Raw genomic sequence first — 15,959 nt, 5'->3', positions numbered from 1 at the left:
CCGCGTACGGGGGAGGGTGTTCACGATGTTCGCCTTCATCGGCTTATGCCTTGTTATCGTCCACTTCCGAGAATTCGGCATCGACGACGTCGTCATCGGCCTTGGGCGCATCGCCTTCGGCAGCCGGAGACGCGGCCGAAGCCTGCTCCTTCTCGTAGATCGCCTGGCCAAGCTTCATCGCGACCTGGGCAAGTGCCTGGGCCTTCTCGGTCATCGCGGCAGCGTCACCACCCTCGACCGCGGACTTCGCCTCGGCGACAGCCGCCTCGATTTCGGACTTGAGCGCCGCATCGACCTTGTCGCCATGCTCCTCGAGCTGGCGCTCGGTCGTGTGGATCAGGCTTTCGGCGTTGTTCTTCGCCTCGGCCGCCTCACGGCGCTTCTTGTCGTCCTCGGCGAACTGCTCGGCGTCGCGAACCATCTGGTCGATGTCTGAATCGCTGAGCCCGCCCGAGGCCTGGATCTTGATCTGTTGTTCCTTGCCTGTGCCCTTGTCCTTGGCAGTCACGTTGACGATGCCATTGGCGTCGATGTCGAAGATGACCTCGATCTGCGGCACGCCGCGCGGCGCGGGCGGAATGCCGACCAGATCGAACTGGCCGAGCAGCTTGTTGTCCGCCGCCATCTCACGTTCGCCCTGAAACACGCGGATCGTCACGGCCTGCTGATTGTCATCTGCGGTCGAATAGACCTGCGACTTCTTGGTCGGGATCGTGGTGTTACGGTCGATCATGCGCGTGAACACGCCGCCCAGCGTCTCGATGCCCAGCGACAGCGGGGTCACGTCGAGCAACAGCACGTCCTTGACGTCGCCCTGGAGCACGCCGGCCTGGATCGCGGCGCCCATCGCGACGACCTCATCGGGGTTGACGCCCGTATGCGGTTCCTTGCCGAAAAAGCCCTTCACGACTTCGCGAACCTTGGGCATGCGCGTCATGCCGCCGACGAGCACCACCTCAGCGATCTCGTCCGCCTTCACGCCGGCATCGGCGAGCGCCTTCTTGCAGGGTTCAAGCGTGCGCTTGATCAGATCGTCGACCAGACGCTCCAGATCGGCGCGCGTGATCGCCTTCACCAAATGCTTGGGACCATTCTGGTCAGCGGTGATGAAAGGCAGGTTCACTTCGGTGCTTGCCGCCGAGCTCAGCTCGATCTTCGCCTTTTCCGAGGCTTCCTTGAGACGCTGGAGAGCCAGCTTGTCCTTGGTGAGGTCGATGCCTTCAGCCTTCTTGAAATCCTCCGCGAGGAAGGAAACCAGCTTGGCGTCGAAATCCTCGCCGCCCAGGAAGGTGTCGCCATTGGTGGCCTTCACCTCGAACACGCCATCGCCGATCTCGAGAATCGAGATGTCGAAGGTACCGCCGCCAAGGTCGTAGACCGCGATGGTCTTGCCGTCCTGCTTATCAAGCCCATAGGCGAGCGCGGCCGCGGTCGGCTCGTTGATGATGCGCAGCACTTCGAGGCCCGCGATCTTGCCGGCATCCTTGGTCGCCTGCCGCTGCGCGTCGTTGAAATAGGCCGGAACGGTGATGACCGCCTGCGTCACCGTCTCACCCAGATAGGATTCGGCGGTTTCCTTCATCTTCTGCAGCGTGAAGGCCGAGATCTGCGACGGCGAATAATCCTCGCCGCCCGCCTTCACCCAGGCGTCGCCATTCGAGCCCTTGACGATCGTATAGGGAACCAGTTCGGTGTCCTTGCGCGTCACCGGATCGTCAAAGCGGCGGCCGATCAGGCGCTTCACCGCGAAAATGGTGTTGTCCGGATTGGTGACCGCCTGGCGCTTGGCCGGCTGGCCGATCAGGCGCTCGCCATCCTTCGCGAACGCGACGATCGAGGGCGTGGTGCGCGCGCCCTCGGCATTTTCGATGACCTTCGGCTTGCCACCTTCCATAACGGCAACGCAGCTATTCGTTGTGCCGAGATCGATCCCGATAACCTTCGCCATATTCTTCCCTCATACCCCGCATAATCATGTGGACGGCCCGGACCTCGAAAGCATCCGAACCGAAGTAACCCGCGCGATATAGGTGGGCTTTTTCTTGTCGCAAGCATAAGCGGGGAGTAGTTGATCGCTATGTCCCATTCAGGAGCCAAATCGATGCGCCTGCCCGTCGTCGTCGCCGCGCTGTTTTCGGCCCTCGCCTTGTCGAGCTGCGCGAAGGATGAGTATCTCTATATCGACAAGGGATGGGTCAATCTCGCCGCGGTGGATGGTAATCCGGCTGCCGCTTATTTCACGATTCACGGCGGGCCGCAGGCGGATACGCTGATCGGCGTCAGCTCTCCTGTCGCGATCCGGTCTGAAATGCACGACATGTCCAACGAGGGCGGCGTGATGAAGATGCAGCCGCTCAAATCCGTGCCGGTTCCAGCCAAGGGCACCGTCGAATTCGCGCCCGGCGGCAAGCATGTGATGCTTTTCGAACTGCGCCCCAACTACAAGACGGGCGACAAGATCCGGCTCGACTTCACCTTCGCCAGCGGCGAACAGGTCTATATCGAGGCACTCGCGCAGTCCGCAGGCGCGCCCTCGCCGCACGATAAGCATTGACCCGCCGCCCCCTGACCGAAGGCGAGCGCGTGCTCGCCGCATCGGTCTTCGGCGACGCGATCGATTATACGCGCGTCACCGTCAACAATCGCAAATGGTGGCCGTTCCAGCCACAGGGCGTCACCATGGCGCCAGATGGCCATTTATGGTTCCACCCGGGTGGCGGCCGCTACTGCGGCGATTTCGCCTGTGCCGACCTGTCCGCACAAGGCCTGTTCATCCATGAAATGACGCATGTCGCGCAGACCGCGCATGGCGGCCGTTGGTATCTTCCGCTGATGCGTCATGCCTTCTGCCGGTATGACTATCGGATCGAGGCGGGAAAGCCCTTTCATCGCTATGGCATCGAGCAACAAGCCGAGATCGTCCGCCATGCCTTCCTGATGCGCCGGGGCATGATCCTGGCGGACAAGCCGCCGCTCGACGTCTATGAGGCGCTGCTGCCGTACGGGCGCTGACCTGCCGTCCCCGGCGTCGTGGATCAACGTTTGCGCCTGAATGTCGGCGCATGGAAATCCGCTGGTTTGTTCGCGATCCATTTGAGGAATTTCGCGATTTCTCCATCCGCGCGAAGCGCCTCGGCCGACGCATGGGCCTTCGCCAGATCCGTATTGCCGAACGATGCGTGGATCGCGCGGTGACAGATCGGATGAAGCGCGGCCACCTCGCGTCCGCCACGGCTTTTGGGCACCCAGTGATGCCATTCGATCCGCCGCCCCAGCGGGCGTTCGCACAGGGCGCAGGTTTCGGGAGCGCTTGTGCTCATCGCCCTGACGATACACACTCCGTTCCAGAACAGGGAGATGCCAGATGCCCCAACCGCTCGACTCGTTCCGCTCGTCCACCTGGGGCTGGCTGCGCGGCACCCTGCTCGGCTGGCTCACGCTGGCGCTCTGCCTCGTCCTGGTCGGTTTCGTCATCATCCTGATCAAATGGGTCCAGAATCTGGCGACCACCTATGAAGTGAGCGAGGATCGACTGATCCTGCGCAAGGGCATCTTCGTGAAGTCGATCGATGAGATCGAACTTTATCGGGTCAAGGATATCCGGATCGATTTCACGTTGATCAACCAATGGGCGGGCATCGGGACGATCACCGTGCTGTCGAGCGACGAGACGACGCGAGACGCGCCGCTCATCATGCCCGACATCGAAAATGCCCAGGCCCGGCGCGAATCGCTCCGCCTGCTTGTCGACACCGCCCGGCAGAAGCGCCGCGTTCGCGAGGTCGACATGGTTCATGAGGATCTCTGATCCCGCGATGTCACATTCCATCGTCCCCGATCGTCTCGGGTGCGAAGGAGACAAGATATGACGATCGATTCGATGAAACCGGCAGCGTTGGCGATGACAGCGCTGGCGCTGCTGCTTGGCGCACTGATGCTGGCAAATGGCATTGCGATGCTGGCAAATCCGCTTGCCTGGTATGGCCACGTGCCCGGTGTGGTCCAGACTGGTCCGTTCAACCAGCATTTCATCCGCGATATCGGACTGATCTATGCGATGACCGGCATCGGTTTCGCCCTGGGCGCCGTGATTGCGCGCCAACGCCTGCTGTTATGGAGCGCCGCGACCGTGTTCCTGACCGGCCATGCCTTGTTCCATTTCTGGGAAGTCGCCGTCGGCATCTGTTCGGCGGATGCCATTCCGCGTGACTTTATCGGCGTCACGCTCCCGGCATTGATCGGTCTGTTGCTGTCAGGCTGGGCGGTCATGCCGCGTCGAAACACGGCATGACCTTTTGAACGGCAATCAGCCTGCCTTCGCTACGCCCACCAGCGCCGGGCGCAGCAGGCGATCCTTGATCATGTAGCCCGCCTGCATTTCCTGTACGATCGTGCCGGGCGCGGCATCGGCGCTCGGAATCTCGACCATCGCCTGGTGGCGATTGGGATCGAGCACCTCACCCAGCGCGGTGATGCGTGTGATGCCGTTACGCTCGAAAACGCTGGTCAGTTCGCGGCCCGTGGCATCCAGGCCGGTCACCAGGCCCTTGAACTTGTCGTCCTCGCGCAGTTCCGCCGGGATCGCATCGAGCGCGCGTTGCAAATTATCAGCCACCGAGAGGATGTCGCGGGCAAAGCCGGTCGCCGCATATGCGCGGGCGTCCTGCGCATCCTTTTCCAGCCTGCGGCGGACATTCTGCGTCTCGGCCTGCGCATAGAGCACTGCCTGCCTGGCTTCCGCCAGATCGCGCTCCAGCCTCACGAGATCGCCTCCAAGGCTCAATGCCTCGTCATGCTCCTTCACCTCGGGCGCGGAGTCCGCGGTCTCGGCGCGCAGCGTGTCGTCAAGCTTCTGTTCTTCGTTCATCCGATCAATCTCGATAATGTCTGTGCGGTGAAATCCACCATGGGAACCACGCGGGCATAGTTCAAGCGCGTCGGCCCGATCACACCGACCACACCGACCACGCGTCCGTCCTGCCCGCGATAAGGAGCGGCTATGACCGACGAACCCGATAACGAAAAGAGCTTGTTTTCGGATCCGATGAAGATCCGCGTCGCGGTTCCCTCACGCGCGCTGTCGAGCAGCCGGGCGATTTCCTCGGCGCTTTCGAGTTCGTCGAGCAGTTGACGGACGCGTTCCAGATCGGCCGATGCAGCCGCGTCGATCAGATTCGCCTGGCCACGCACGATCAGCACCGGGCGCCGCGCCGGATCCTCGGACCAGACCGCCAGACCACGCGAAACCAGTTCCTGCGAAGCCGAATCGAGAGCCGCACGCCCCTGCCCGATCTCGCGCGCGATGCGCATGCGCGCATCGGAGAGGGTCAAGCCCGACAACCGGGCATTCATATAGTTCGCGGCCTCGACGAGCGCGACATGGCCCATGCCCGGCGGAAGATCGACCACACGGTTCTCGACCGAACCATCGGCGCCGACCAACACCGCCAAAGCCTGGGTTTCCGAAAGCGACACGAATCCCACCTGCCGGAGAACCGGCTCGCGCTTGGGTACCAGCACAAGTCCGGCACAGGCGGATAGGCCGGACAGGGTGGCCGTAGCGGCCGCAAGCGCTTCCTCGATCGGGCCACCGCGTTCGACACGCGATTCGATCGCGGCGCGCTCCTCGGCTGAAGGCTCAGCCGCCTGCATCATGCCGTCGACGAACAGACGCAGCCCGGTTTCAGTGGGCATGCGGCCCGCCGAGGTGTGCGGCGCCGCGAGCAGGCCCAGTTCCTCCAGATCCTGCATGACATTGCGGATCGAGGCCGGCGACAGGCTGAGCGCGGACAATTTCGAAATGGTCCGCGAGCCAACGGGAGCGCCGCTCTCCAGATAGCTCTCGACAACGACGCGAAAAATATCGCGCGCGCGGTCGGTCAATTCGGAGACGGGCGGTGTCGTCATGTCCCCGATGTAGGCGCGGCCGGCCCGATGCTCAATCCGCGTCGACCGACCAGCCTATTTCCGCGCCAGCACGATCAGCAGCAGCCCGGCGGCAGCCATCATCGCGCCCCGCACCGTCCATTCCCGCATGCCGATCATGAAGCTGTCCGCCGGCCAGTGCACCAGGCCCAACCCCTGCCCCATCCAGAGCAGTCCGAGCGCCACCGCCAATGTCGCGAGCGCGGTGATCGCGAACTTGAATATCGCCATCGCTTCCCCTCCCCACATGTCCAGTCTATCCGCTTGTCGCGTCATGAAAAGCGGAATGACTGGATTGCAGGGTCCAGCCGGTCTAAAGCCCGCGCCGAACCGTCATAGTCCAGGAGACCAGCATGCGCCCTTCCGGCCGCGCACCCGATCAGATGCGTCCCATCACCATCGAGCCCCGCTTTACCCGCCATGCGGAGGGATCGTGCCTGATCGGATTCGGCGATACCAAGGTGCTGGTGACCGCGTCCGTCGAGGAGCGCCTGCCGCCTTGGCTGCGCGGCAAGGGCGAAGGCTGGGTGACGGCCGAATACGGCATGCTGCCGCGCGCCACCCACACGCGCGGAAATCGCGAGGCGGCCAAGGGCAAGCAATCGGGCCGCACCCAGGAAATCCAGCGGCTCATCGGCCGTTCGCTGCGCGCGGTGGTCGATCTGAAGGCACTGGGTGAGCGCCAGATCACGCTCGATTGCGACGTGATCCAGGCCGATGGCGGCACACGCACCGCCTCGATTTCTGGCGCATGGGTCGCGCTGCGGCTCGCCGTCGATTCGCTGATCGAACGCAAGCTCATCGAAACCGATCCGATCCGCCAGAAGGTCGCCGCGATCTCGTGCGGCATCCATCAGGGCGTGCCTGTGCTCGATCTCGATTATGTCGAGGATTCGAACGCCGGCGCCGACGCCAATTTCGTACTGACCGAGGACGGGAATATCGCAGAGGCGCAGGCGACCGCCGAAGGCGAGACCTATGACGAGGAAGCGCTGCTGCGCCTGCTGCGTCTGGCCCGGATCGGCTGCCGCGAAATCTTCGCCGCGCAGGCGGCGGCAACCGGACGCGCGGCGTGACGATCGCGCCGCAGGCCATCCGCAAGCTCGGCCCCGGCAAGCTTGTCGTGGCCAGCCACAACGAAGGCAAGGTCCGCGAGATCGCGGCCTTGCTTGCGGGGCATGGCGTGGAACCGGTCTCGGCTGCGGCGCTCGATCTGCCTGAACCCGAGGAAACCGGCACGACCTTCATCGCCAATGCGGAATTGAAGGCACGCCAGGCGGCCGATCTCTCGGGTCTTCCCGCACTCGCCGACGATAGCGGCCTGTGCGTCGAGGCGCTGGGTGGCGAACCCGGCATCTTCTCCGCCCGCTGGGCAGGCTCCAAGCGCGATTTCGGCGATGCGATGCGGCTGGTCGAGCAAAAGCTGGAACAGGCGGGCGAGGATGCCGGTCGCGATGCGCACTTCGTCTGCGCGCTCGCGCTCGCCTGGCCAGACGGCCATATCGAAAGCTTCGAAGGGCGCGTCGATGGCGTGATGGTCTGGCCGCCGCGCGGCACACAGGGCTTCGGCTATGATCCGGTGTTCCAGCCGATCGGCCATGACCAGACCTTTGGCGAGATGGAGCCCGAAGCGAAGCATGCGATGAGCCATCGTGCCGACGCCTTCGCCAAGCTTGTGGCGGCGGTGTTCTGACCGAAACCCGATCTCGCGCGGAGCGGAACGGGCCGCTTGCCCTTTATGTCCACTGGCCCTTCTGCGTCTCCAAATGCCCCTATTGCGATTTCAACAGCCATGTTCGCGATACGGTGGACCAAGCGGCATGGCGCGGCGCGCTGCTCGCCGACCTCGCGCATGAAGCCGCGCAGACGCCGGGCCGCGAACTTGGCTCGATCTTCTTCGGTGGCGGCACGCCATCGCTGATGCCTCCCGACACGGTCGCCGCGCTGATCGATGCAGCAGCAGGCCACTGGGCGATCGCCAATGATGTCGAGATCACGCTGGAGGCGAATCCTTCCTCGGTCGAAGCCGCGCGCTTCGGCGATCTCGCGCGCGCCGGCGTCAATCGCGTCTCGCTGGGTCTCCAGGCGCTCGACGACGAGGCGCTTGTCTTTCTCGGTCGCGCGCACGGCGTCGCCGAGGGGCTGGGCGCGCTCGACACCGCTCAGGCAGCCTTTGCGCGGGTCAGTTTCGATCTGATCTATGCCCGGCCGGGCCAGTCGCCCGAGGACTGGGATGCGGAACTCGCCCGCGCGCTCGGCTTCGGCACCGAACACCTTTCGCTCTACCAGCTCACCATCGAACCCGGCACCCGCTTCGCGACGCTGGCAGCGCAAGGCCGGCTCGATCCCGTCGATCCCGATCTCGGCGCGGACCTGTTCGAGCAGACCCGCGCAATGACGGCAACGGCCGGGTTGCCGGCCTATGAGATCTCAAATCATGCCCGCCCCGGCGCGGAAAGCCGCCACAACCTGACCTATTGGCGTTATGGCGATTATGTTGGCGTCGGCCCCGGCGCGCATGGCCGTCGCAGGGGGATGGCCACCATTCGCCGCAAGAAACCGGAAAACTGGATGTCGGCGGTCGAGCGCAATGGCCACGGCACCGAAAGCGAGACCGCGCTCGCCGCGGACGAGCAAGCTTCGGAAGCCCTGCTGATGGGATTGCGGCTCGGCGAGGGCATCGATCTCGCGCGCATCGCCAAACGGAGCGGCATCGCACAGGAAGCACTGCTCGATGGCAAGGCGGTCGCGTCCCTGTCTCGGCAAGGACTGCTCTCGATCGAGGGCAGCCGGCTGATCGTCACCGACGCCGGAATGCCCCTGCTCGACCGCGTGCTCGCTGAAATCGTCGCGGTCTGACCGTCCTACTCGGCGAAGCGTGCAGGTGCGGCGCTTACCGTGGTGAACTTGCCCGCGTCGATCTGCTGCACCTCCAGCGAGCGTTCGGCGATGCCGTCGCGGCCGAAGCGGAATGCGCCATCGATGCCGGAGAAACCGCCCTGATCGGCGAGCGCGCGCGCCGGGAAGGCGGTGCCCGGCTTCCAGTCGCGCGCGACGCGAGTCACCAGCAGCACCGCATCATAACCCAGGCTGGACAGCCGATAGGGCGCCTTCCCGTAACGGGCACGGTATTTGGCGGCGAGCTGGTTGTAGAGACCGTTGGAAACGCTGGCGAACCAGGCGCCACGCAGCGCCGGGCTGGTGGCAAGCGACGGTTCGGTGTTCCACAATTCCGTACCCAGGAAGCGGGCCGAAGGGCCGCTGCCCTTGCGGACGAGCGGTGCGGCCTGAAGCGCCACGCCGCCGCTGTCGGCGATCAACAGCGCATCATAGGAGCTGGTCTGGCCAAGCCGGGTGACCGCCGCCGCGATCGAACGCTGCGACCGGTCGTAATTCTGCATGCCGACCACGCGCCCGCCCGCCCCTTCGACCGCGCGGATGAAGGCGGTGGAGGCGCGCTGGCCATAAACACCGTTGGGCATCAAGCCGGCAAAGCTGGTCACGCCGCGCGAACGCGCATGGCCGACGACGCGCTCGATCGCCTGCGCGGGACTGTAGCCGAGCAGATAGACGCCGTTACCGGCAACCGTCGAATCGTTGGAGAAGCTGAGCAATGGCACGTTCGCCCGCCGGGAGATCGGCGCGACCGCCGCGACATCCTCGCTCAGCAGCGGCCCAAGAATGACCCGATTGCCCTCCGCGATCGCCTTTTGCGCGGCCGCGGCGGCACCCAGCGCCGTGTCGTAGGTGGTGATGCGGATGCGCTGGCCGCCCGTATCGAGCACGGCGAGATTGGCCGCGTTGGCGATCGACTGGCCCACAGCCGCATTGGCGCCGGTCATCGGTACCAGCAGCGCGATACGATGCCGCTCCTGATCGTCCGGGAGGCCCGGCGTGATCGGCGTGTCGACCTGCGGCGGACGATCCGGCCCCTGTGTCGGCGGCTTGTCGCCGCGCGGTACGATCGTCTGGCAGCCGGCGACGAGCAAAGCCGCCACAAGCACCCCCAGGCGCAACCGCATCCTACCTGCCGGTTGCGGCGCAACCCCTGCCTCTGCCATGACATCCTCCGATGAACGCAAAACTTGATCCCGGTCTCTACATCGTTGCCACCCCGATCGGCAATCTGTCCGATCTATCGCCGCGCGCGGGAGCGATCCTGTCGTCCGCCGACGCGATCGCGTGCGAAGACAGCCGTGTAACCGCCAAACTGCTCAACCATCTCGGCGTCAGGCGGCCGATGATCCCCTATCACGATCACAGCACGCCGCATGTGCGCGAGGGACTGATCGCGCGCATGGCGCGCGAATCGATCGCACTCGTCAGCGATGCGGGCACGCCGCTCATCTCCGATCCCGGCTATAAGCTGGTCCGCGAGGCGCGGGCCGCAGGCATAGCGGTGACGACGATTCCCGGCCCCTCGGCGGCGATCGCCGCGCTCACGCTGGCCGGACTCCCCACGGACCGCTTCCTGTTCCTGGGCTTCCTGCCCAACAAGGCGAAAGCGCGCGCCGACACCATTGCGGAGGTGGCGGGCGTGCGCGCCACCCTGATCTTCTACGAATCGGGGCCGCGCCTGGCCGCCACGCTCGCCGCACTGGCCGAAGGACTGGGTGATCGCGAAGCGGGAGTCGCGCGCGAGATCAGCAAACGCTTCGAGGAATGCGTGACCGATACGCTTTCGGCGCTGGCCGAACGCTATGCCGAACATCCGCCCAAGGGTGAGATCGTCGTCGTCGTCGCGCCGCCCGGCGAAGCGCCGCCGCCGGCGGCCGGGGATGCGGACGCCGCGCTGGCCGAGGCATTGACCCGCCTGCCCCCGGCGAAGGCCGCGGGCGAAGTCGCCAAGGCGTTTGGCCTCGACCGCAAGACGCTTTACGCGCGCGCCATGGCGATGAAGAACGCGGGATGACGCGACGCGCCGCCGAACGGCGCGGTCGAGCGGCCGAATCGCTGGCCGCCTGGTGGCTTCGCTTCCATGGCTGGCGCATATTGGACCGGCGGGTACGGACACGGGTGGGTGAAGTCGACCTGATCGTAAGGCGTGGACGCGTCGTCGCCTTTGTCGAGGTGAAGGCGCGCACCACGAGCGCCGCGCTCGATCTGGCTATCGACCGGCACAGGCTGTCACGCGTCGCCGCGGCCGCGAATGCCGTGGCGGCACGCTATGCTTCAGGCGGAGAGGATATCCGCATCGACGTGATCCTGCTCGCGCCATGGCGTTGCCCACGACATATCGTCAACGCGTGGCATGGGTGACAGCTTCGCCACTCTCGCCTAAAGCCGCGCAACCCGCAGGCGGAGCACAAGCATGTCCCTGAATGTCGCCGTCCAGATGGACCCGATGGAGACCATCAACATCGCGGGGGATTCGACCTTCGCTCTCATGCTGTCGGCGCAATCGCGCGGCCATCGCCTATGGCATTATGACGCGTCCGACCTCAGCTATTCAGCCGGAAAGGTCTGGGCGCGCGCGCATCCCGTGATGGTCCAGCGTGTCGCCGGCGATCATTTCGCGTTCGGCGCCGCCGAGAATATCGATCTGGGCGAACAGATCGACGTGGTGCTGATGCGCCAGGATCCACCCTTCGACCTCGGCTACATCACCGCGACTCACCTGCTCGAACGGATCAGCGATCGCACGCTTATCGTCAACGATCCGGAATCGGTGCGCAACGCGCCCGAAAAGATCTTTGTGCTCGATTACGCCCAGTTCATGCCGCCGACACTGGTGACGCGTTCGCTCGACGAAGCGCGTGCCTTCCTGGCCGAACATGGAGAGATCGTCGTCAAGCCGCTGCACGGCAATGGCGGCAAGGCAATCTTCAAGGTCGGCAGCGACGGCGCCAATCTCGCCTCGCTGATCGAGGTGTTCAACACCGCGTATCGCGAACCGCACATGATCCAGGCATTCATTCCGGCAGTCAGCCAGGGCGACAAGCGGATCGTGCTTGTCGACGGCGAAGTTGCCGGCGCGGTCAATCGCATCCCCGGCGAAGGCGAGATCCGCTCCAACCTGGCCGTCGGCGGATCGGCGGCGAAGACCGAACTCACGGAACGCGAGGCGGAGATCTGCGCGGTGCTTGGGCCCGAACTCAAGCGGCGCGGCCTCCTGTTCGTCGGCATCGACGTGATCGGCGGCGAATGGCTGACCGAGATCAATGTGACGAGCCCGACCGGTATCGTCGCGATCGACCGTTTCAACGGCACCGATACCAGGGCGATGATCTGGGATGCGATCGAGCGGAAGGTTGCGGCGAAGCGCTGATGTCCGAGTGGATCGTCAATCTCATCGACCAGTCGGGCTATCTCGGCGTCGCGTTCCTGATGTTCTTGGAGACGATGTTTCCGCCGATCCCGTCGGAAGTGATCATGCCGATCGCCGGAGTGCACGCGGCCAAGGGAGATATGTCGCTTGGTCTCGTCATCGCCAGCGGCACGGCCGGCGCGATGCTCGGCAATTATTTCTGGTATCTCGCCGCGCGCGTGATCGGCGTCGAACGCTTCCGCCCCTTCATCGAGCGGTTCGGCCGCTGGCTCACCATCGACTGGCATGAAGTGGAACGTGCTGAAAAGCTGTTCGGCCGCTATGGATCCGCCTTCGTTTTCTTCGCGCGCATGCTGCCCACGCTGCGGTCGCTGATCTCGATTCCCGCTGGCCTGCTGCACATGCGGCTCTCCACCTTCGTGATCTGGTCGACGATCGGCACGGCGGGATGGACCAGCCTGCTCGCCGTCTCCGGCTGGATGCTCGGGCGCAATGTCGACAAGGTCGATGATTTCGTCGGTCCGGTTTCGAGCGCGGTCATCGTGTTGATCATCGCCGCCTATGTGTGGCGGGTGATCTTTTGGCGCCCCAAGCGCTGATGTGACGCTGGCGCCGGCGCGATTCATAGTTCGATCGAACCATCGACTACAAATCACGGCAGAATAGCAACACGCTTCCGTCTCACCGCTCCGCCAACCAGGAATCGCGAAACATCATCGACATCATAGCAGCCCAGCGCTCGGTGGGGTCGACGATCTTCTGATAACACGGCGGCCCTATTTCCCTGGACGCCACGTCGATATGCCGCAGCTTCGCGCGATGACACCGGCCGTGACGGAGACCTTCAAGGGGGGCGATCGCTTCACGGCAGTTTTGGGCTCTCCGAATTGAGCCCACCCGTAGCCGGTGCCCTGGCCAAAGGAAAAGGGGCGGCCCTTTCGGACCACCCCTGATTCCTGTTCCCGATCTCTACGATCAGAAGTTGCGATACTGCTCGTTGCCGACGAAGCCCATTTTGGTGACTTCGGACTTCTTGATGATCGCAAGCACCTGATCGACCGTGTCGTAACGGGCCTGCGCGTCGGGCGCGAAGTGCAGCTCGGGCTCGGGCTCCATCACCTTGGTGCGGTCGAGATACTGGCGCAGCGTGACCCGATCGATCGGGGCGCCGTTCCAATAGACCACGCCAGCGGGGTCGATGGTGATCTTGTTCTTCTCGGGATCGATCGGCGGCGGGTTCTGCCGCGCATTCGGATCGTCGATCGGAAGGTCGATCTTAACCGCATGGGTCTGGATCGGGATGGTGATGATGAACATGATGAGGAGCACGAGCATGACGTCGATCAACGGCGTCGTGTTCATTTCCATCATCGGCTCGCCGTCGTCGCGGCCACCGCTCATTGCCATGTCAAACTACTCCTGATCTCAGAGGCGCTGGGCCACGAAGCTGCCCGCAGGCGGCTCCGAGATGAAACCGACACGCGCGAAACCGGCCATCTGCATCGTGAAGATCGTACCGCCGATGCAGCGATAAGGTGTGTTCACGTCGCCGCGAATATGCGCTTCGGGCATGTCTTCCGCAGTGAAGTTCTGCAGGCCGCCCTTCTTGTCGATTTCCGCCTTGAGCTTGGTAACCGCACGATCGAGCAGTTCCTGCGAATTGACGCGCGTGAGGTTCCAATAAACCTCGCACTCGCCGTTCGAGCTTGCCCTGACCGAAAGCGAAACGTTTTCGGGCTTGGTGGTCGTCGGATCGTGGCGAACTTCGGGAAGCTTCACGTCGATCGTCTGAATCACGACGGGAACGGCGATCAGGAAGATGATGAGGAGCACCAGCATGACGTCCACGAGAGGCGTCGTGTTGATGTCGGACATCGGGGTTTCGTCGCCACCCGCGTCGCCTACGCTCATTGCCATTGTATTAGGATCCTATCCTGCTGAATTCGGGGAGCCCTTGCGGCCGCCCCCAAATGGCGGCGGCGATACTCCCGAGAGAGCATCGCCGCTGTCCGTTCAGGCCTTGGGCGCACCAGCCGTGGTCGTGCCGACGCCGGGCTTCGGAGCCGCAGCCGGAGGAGCAACCTTGGCGGCGCCACGAGCGGCGACGGTCGGCTTCACAGCGCCGTTCGAAGCCATGTAGCCGAGCACGTCGTTCGCGAAGGCCGACAGGTCTTCGGCGATCGACTTGTTGCGGCGCTGCAGCCAGTTGTACGCGAGCACCGCAGGAACGGCGACGACCAGGCCGAGCGCGGTCATGATGAGCGCTTCACCGACCGGACCGGCGACGACGTCGATCGACGCCTGACCCGACGCACCGATCTTCACGAGCGCGCGGTAGATGCCGACCACGGTACCGAACAGGCCGATGAAGGGAGCCGTCGCGCCGACGGTGGCGAGGAAGGCCAGGCCGCCGTTGAGCTTCGAATTGATCGCAGCCTGGCTGCGGCTGAGCGAACCGTGCAGCCAGTCATGGGCCTCGACGGGATCGGTCAGCTTGCTGTGCTGATCCTGCGCGGTCAGGCCGTCGTCGACGATCTGCTTGTAGGCCGAGTTCTTCTCGAGCTTCGCGGCGCCTTCACGCAGGCTGGGGTTGCCCCAGAAGCTGGCGCGGACGCGCTTCGACTGGTTGATGATCTTCTGCTGATCGAACAGCTTGGTGAACATGATGTAGAACGAGAAGATCGACATCGCGACCAGGATCAGGAACACGGCCCAGGCGATGGCACCGCCCTGCTCGAGCGCGGCCCACAGACCATAGGGGTTCTCCCCGCCATGTGCGGCGGCGGCGTTGGCGGCTCCGGCCGCAGCAGCAAACTGGATCAACATTCGGGTTATTCCTCTTCAAAATCTGAAAATGTTCAGGATGTTCTGGTTTACGTTATTTCGAGAACTCAATCTTCCGGCAGCACCCACCGCACACGGCGCGACGACTTGGAACGGGTCGGTGCTCCATTCGAATCGACGGCTGGCGTGTAGCGGGCGCGGCGCGTCAGCGCGGCACAGGCGGCGCGATCGAGATCGGAGTTGCCGCTCGAAGCGGTCACCACGCAATTCTCGACGCGGCCTTCGGCATTGATATCCCAAGAGATTCCGGTGGTACCCTGCGCGCCGGCGCGGATGGCCGAAGGCGGATAGTCGTCGTTGGTGATCCATTTGGCCGGATCACCCTTGGCGCCGGCGGCCTTGCTGACAGTCGGAGCTGGCGGCGGCGGCGGCGGCGGAGCGACCGGCGTCGGCGGAACCGGCGGACGGATGACCGGAGTCATCTGGATCGGCGGCGGCGGCGCGACGTTCGTCTGGACGATCGGCGGCGGAGTCACGACGGGCGGCGGCTCGATCTGCTTTTCGGGCGGCGGCGGCGGCGGCTCTTCCTCGGGTGGCGGGGGTTCGTCTTCGACATCGAAGACGTTCAGATCCTCGGCCGCCTTCTTGACCACATTGAAGGCCAATCCGGTGACGAAGGCGTAGCCGAGTACCGCATGCAATAGGACGACGATAACAATCGCCACCATGCGGCTCGAACTCATCGATTGATCAGCGTAAGCCATTCAGAAACGACACTCCCTCATATTCCTCGGATCGCGGAGGCTTCGGACGATGGACGCACCAAGGCAAGGCGCCAGGAGAACATCCACGATCCGGTCCCGCCACGATTTTATGTCCTAAGGCAGAACGCGAGTCTCTATCGCTCCGTGCATTTTGACGCAATTGCTTTGTTTCGCCCGCAACGCTCGGCATCTCAGGAGAGTTGCATGCCCCGTTAATC

Annotated in this window: 21 protein-coding genes; 11 read left to right on the top strand and 10 right to left on the bottom strand. The window is 64.2% G+C overall.

The window, feature by feature from the left end; all coding sequences use genetic code 11:
* Positions 1-43: 43 nt before the first annotated feature.
* Positions 44-1,948, bottom strand: coding sequence for a molecular chaperone DnaK (gene dnaK / locus ACODTA_RS23265; RefSeq protein ID WP_489069110.1), 1,905 nt, complete (start codon positions 1,946-1,948; stop codon positions 44-46).
* A gap of 153 nt (positions 1,949-2,101) precedes the next feature.
* On the opposite strand from dnaK, the gene ACODTA_RS23260 reads away from it, so the two are divergent.
* Both ACODTA_RS23260 and ACODTA_RS23255 read left to right on the top strand, forming a co-directional pair.
* A complete protein-coding gene (locus tag ACODTA_RS23260) occupies positions 2,102-2,554 on the top strand; it encodes a copper chaperone PCu(A)C (RefSeq protein WP_489069108.1) in 453 nt (150 codons plus the stop codon).
* Complete coding sequence (locus ACODTA_RS23255) at positions 2,551-3,012, top strand: vgr related protein (protein ID WP_489069106.1); 462 nt, start codon at positions 2,551-2,553, stop codon at positions 3,010-3,012. Before ACODTA_RS23260 ends, ACODTA_RS23255 begins: the two co-directional genes overlap by 4 nt.
* A 23-nt stretch (positions 3,013-3,035) precedes the next feature.
* On the opposite strand, the gene ACODTA_RS23250 is transcribed toward ACODTA_RS23255, so the two are convergent.
* Positions 3,036-3,320: an HNH endonuclease gene (locus tag ACODTA_RS23250; RefSeq protein ID WP_489069104.1), complete on the bottom strand. Its 285-nt coding sequence runs from the start codon at positions 3,318-3,320 to the stop codon at positions 3,036-3,038.
* Between the two features lie 44 nt (positions 3,321-3,364).
* On the opposite strand from ACODTA_RS23250, the gene ACODTA_RS23245 reads away from it, so the two are divergent.
* Together ACODTA_RS23245 and ACODTA_RS23240 are read left to right on the top strand one after the other, a co-directional pair.
* Positions 3,365-3,808 (top strand): PH domain-containing protein, encoded by a 444-nt coding sequence (locus tag ACODTA_RS23245; RefSeq protein ID WP_489069102.1) that lies wholly within the window; start codon positions 3,365-3,367, stop codon positions 3,806-3,808.
* A gap of 57 nt (positions 3,809-3,865) precedes the next feature.
* Positions 3,866-4,291, top strand: coding sequence for a hypothetical protein (locus ACODTA_RS23240; RefSeq protein WP_489069100.1), 426 nt, complete (start codon positions 3,866-3,868; stop codon positions 4,289-4,291).
* Between the two features lie 15 nt (positions 4,292-4,306).
* On the opposite strand, the gene grpE is transcribed toward ACODTA_RS23240, so the two are convergent.
* Genes grpE through ACODTA_RS23225 form a run of 3 tightly spaced genes read right to left on the bottom strand, consistent with a single transcriptional unit; the run spans position 4,307 to position 6,156 of the window.
* On the bottom strand, positions 4,307-4,867 hold the full coding sequence (gene grpE, locus ACODTA_RS23235) for a nucleotide exchange factor GrpE (protein ID WP_489069098.1): 561 nt from the start codon (positions 4,865-4,867) through the stop codon (positions 4,307-4,309).
* Complete coding sequence (gene hrcA / locus ACODTA_RS23230) at positions 4,864-5,907, bottom strand: heat-inducible transcriptional repressor HrcA (RefSeq protein ID WP_222989750.1); 1,044 nt, start codon at positions 5,905-5,907, stop codon at positions 4,864-4,866. Before hrcA ends, grpE begins: the two co-directional genes overlap by 4 nt.
* A 54-nt stretch (positions 5,908-5,961) precedes the next feature.
* Positions 5,962-6,156, bottom strand: coding sequence for a hypothetical protein (locus tag ACODTA_RS23225; RefSeq protein ID WP_489069096.1), 195 nt, complete (start codon positions 6,154-6,156; stop codon positions 5,962-5,964).
* Positions 6,157-6,278: 122 nt separating this feature from the next.
* Between ACODTA_RS23225 and rph the strand changes: the two genes are divergently transcribed.
* The 3 genes from rph to hemW are packed head-to-tail and all read left to right on the top strand — an operon-like array spanning position 6,279 to position 8,784.
* On the top strand, positions 6,279-7,001 hold the full coding sequence (gene rph, locus ACODTA_RS23220; RefSeq protein ID WP_489069094.1) for a ribonuclease PH: 723 nt from the start codon (positions 6,279-6,281) through the stop codon (positions 6,999-7,001).
* Positions 6,998-7,618 (top strand): RdgB/HAM1 family non-canonical purine NTP pyrophosphatase, encoded by a 621-nt coding sequence (gene rdgB, locus ACODTA_RS23215; RefSeq protein WP_489069092.1) that lies wholly within the window; start codon positions 6,998-7,000, stop codon positions 7,616-7,618. The genes rph and rdgB overlap by 4 nt, the downstream gene beginning before the upstream one ends.
* Complete coding sequence (gene hemW, locus ACODTA_RS23210) at positions 7,615-8,784, top strand: radical SAM family heme chaperone HemW (RefSeq protein ID WP_489069276.1); 1,170 nt, start codon at positions 7,615-7,617, stop codon at positions 8,782-8,784. The genes rdgB and hemW overlap by 4 nt, the downstream gene beginning before the upstream one ends.
* A gap of 5 nt (positions 8,785-8,789) precedes the next feature.
* On the opposite strand, the gene ACODTA_RS23205 is transcribed toward hemW, so the two are convergent.
* A complete protein-coding gene (locus ACODTA_RS23205; RefSeq protein WP_489069091.1) occupies positions 8,790-9,986 on the bottom strand; it encodes a penicillin-binding protein activator in 1,197 nt (398 codons plus the stop codon).
* 11 nt (positions 9,987-9,997) lie between these two features.
* On the opposite strand from ACODTA_RS23205, the gene rsmI reads away from it, so the two are divergent.
* From rsmI to ACODTA_RS23185, 4 genes are read left to right on the top strand one after another with little or no spacing between them, the layout of a single operon-like run.
* Positions 9,998-10,837 carry a 16S rRNA (cytidine(1402)-2'-O)-methyltransferase gene (gene rsmI / locus ACODTA_RS23200; RefSeq protein WP_489069089.1) on the top strand — a complete coding sequence of 280 codons (840 nt, stop codon included), beginning with the start codon at positions 9,998-10,000 and terminating at the stop codon, positions 10,835-10,837.
* Positions 10,834-11,184, top strand: a complete 351-nt coding sequence (locus ACODTA_RS23195; RefSeq protein ID WP_489069087.1) for a YraN family protein — start codon at positions 10,834-10,836, stop codon at positions 11,182-11,184. The genes rsmI and ACODTA_RS23195 overlap by 4 nt, the downstream gene beginning before the upstream one ends.
* Before the next feature lie 52 nt (positions 11,185-11,236).
* Complete coding sequence (gshB, locus tag ACODTA_RS23190) at positions 11,237-12,193, top strand: glutathione synthase (RefSeq protein ID WP_489069085.1); 957 nt, start codon at positions 11,237-11,239, stop codon at positions 12,191-12,193.
* Positions 12,193-12,792 carry a DedA family protein gene (locus ACODTA_RS23185; RefSeq protein ID WP_222989743.1) on the top strand — a complete coding sequence of 200 codons (600 nt, stop codon included), beginning with the start codon at positions 12,193-12,195 and terminating at the stop codon, positions 12,790-12,792. Before gshB ends, ACODTA_RS23185 begins: the two co-directional genes overlap by 1 nt.
* Before the next feature lie 376 nt (positions 12,793-13,168).
* Here the strand turns inward: ACODTA_RS23185 and ACODTA_RS23180 are convergent, their stop codons facing one another.
* The 4 genes from ACODTA_RS23180 to ACODTA_RS23165 form a co-directional block, all read right to left on the bottom strand.
* Positions 13,169-13,600, bottom strand: a complete 432-nt coding sequence (locus ACODTA_RS23180; RefSeq protein WP_489069083.1) for an ExbD/TolR family protein — start codon at positions 13,598-13,600, stop codon at positions 13,169-13,171.
* An 18-nt stretch (positions 13,601-13,618) separates the two neighbouring features.
* Positions 13,619-14,110 (bottom strand): ExbD/TolR family protein, encoded by a 492-nt coding sequence (locus ACODTA_RS23175; RefSeq protein WP_489069081.1) that lies wholly within the window; start codon positions 14,108-14,110, stop codon positions 13,619-13,621.
* Between the two features lie 96 nt (positions 14,111-14,206).
* Positions 14,207-15,019 carry a MotA/TolQ/ExbB proton channel family protein gene (locus ACODTA_RS23170; protein ID WP_489069079.1) on the bottom strand — a complete coding sequence of 271 codons (813 nt, stop codon included), beginning with the start codon at positions 15,017-15,019 and terminating at the stop codon, positions 14,207-14,209.
* Between the two features lie 65 nt (positions 15,020-15,084).
* The gene (locus tag ACODTA_RS23165) at positions 15,085-15,741 is read right to left on the bottom strand and encodes an energy transducer TonB (protein ID WP_489069077.1); all 657 of its coding nucleotides are present in this window, start codon (positions 15,739-15,741) and stop codon (positions 15,085-15,087) included.
* Positions 15,742-15,959: the final 218 nt, after the last annotated feature.

Source organism: Sphingomonas sp. FG14 (assembly GCF_057809675.1).
Note: the sequence above shows the minus strand (reverse complement) of the source record. Positions and strands in the feature narration are given on the sequence as shown.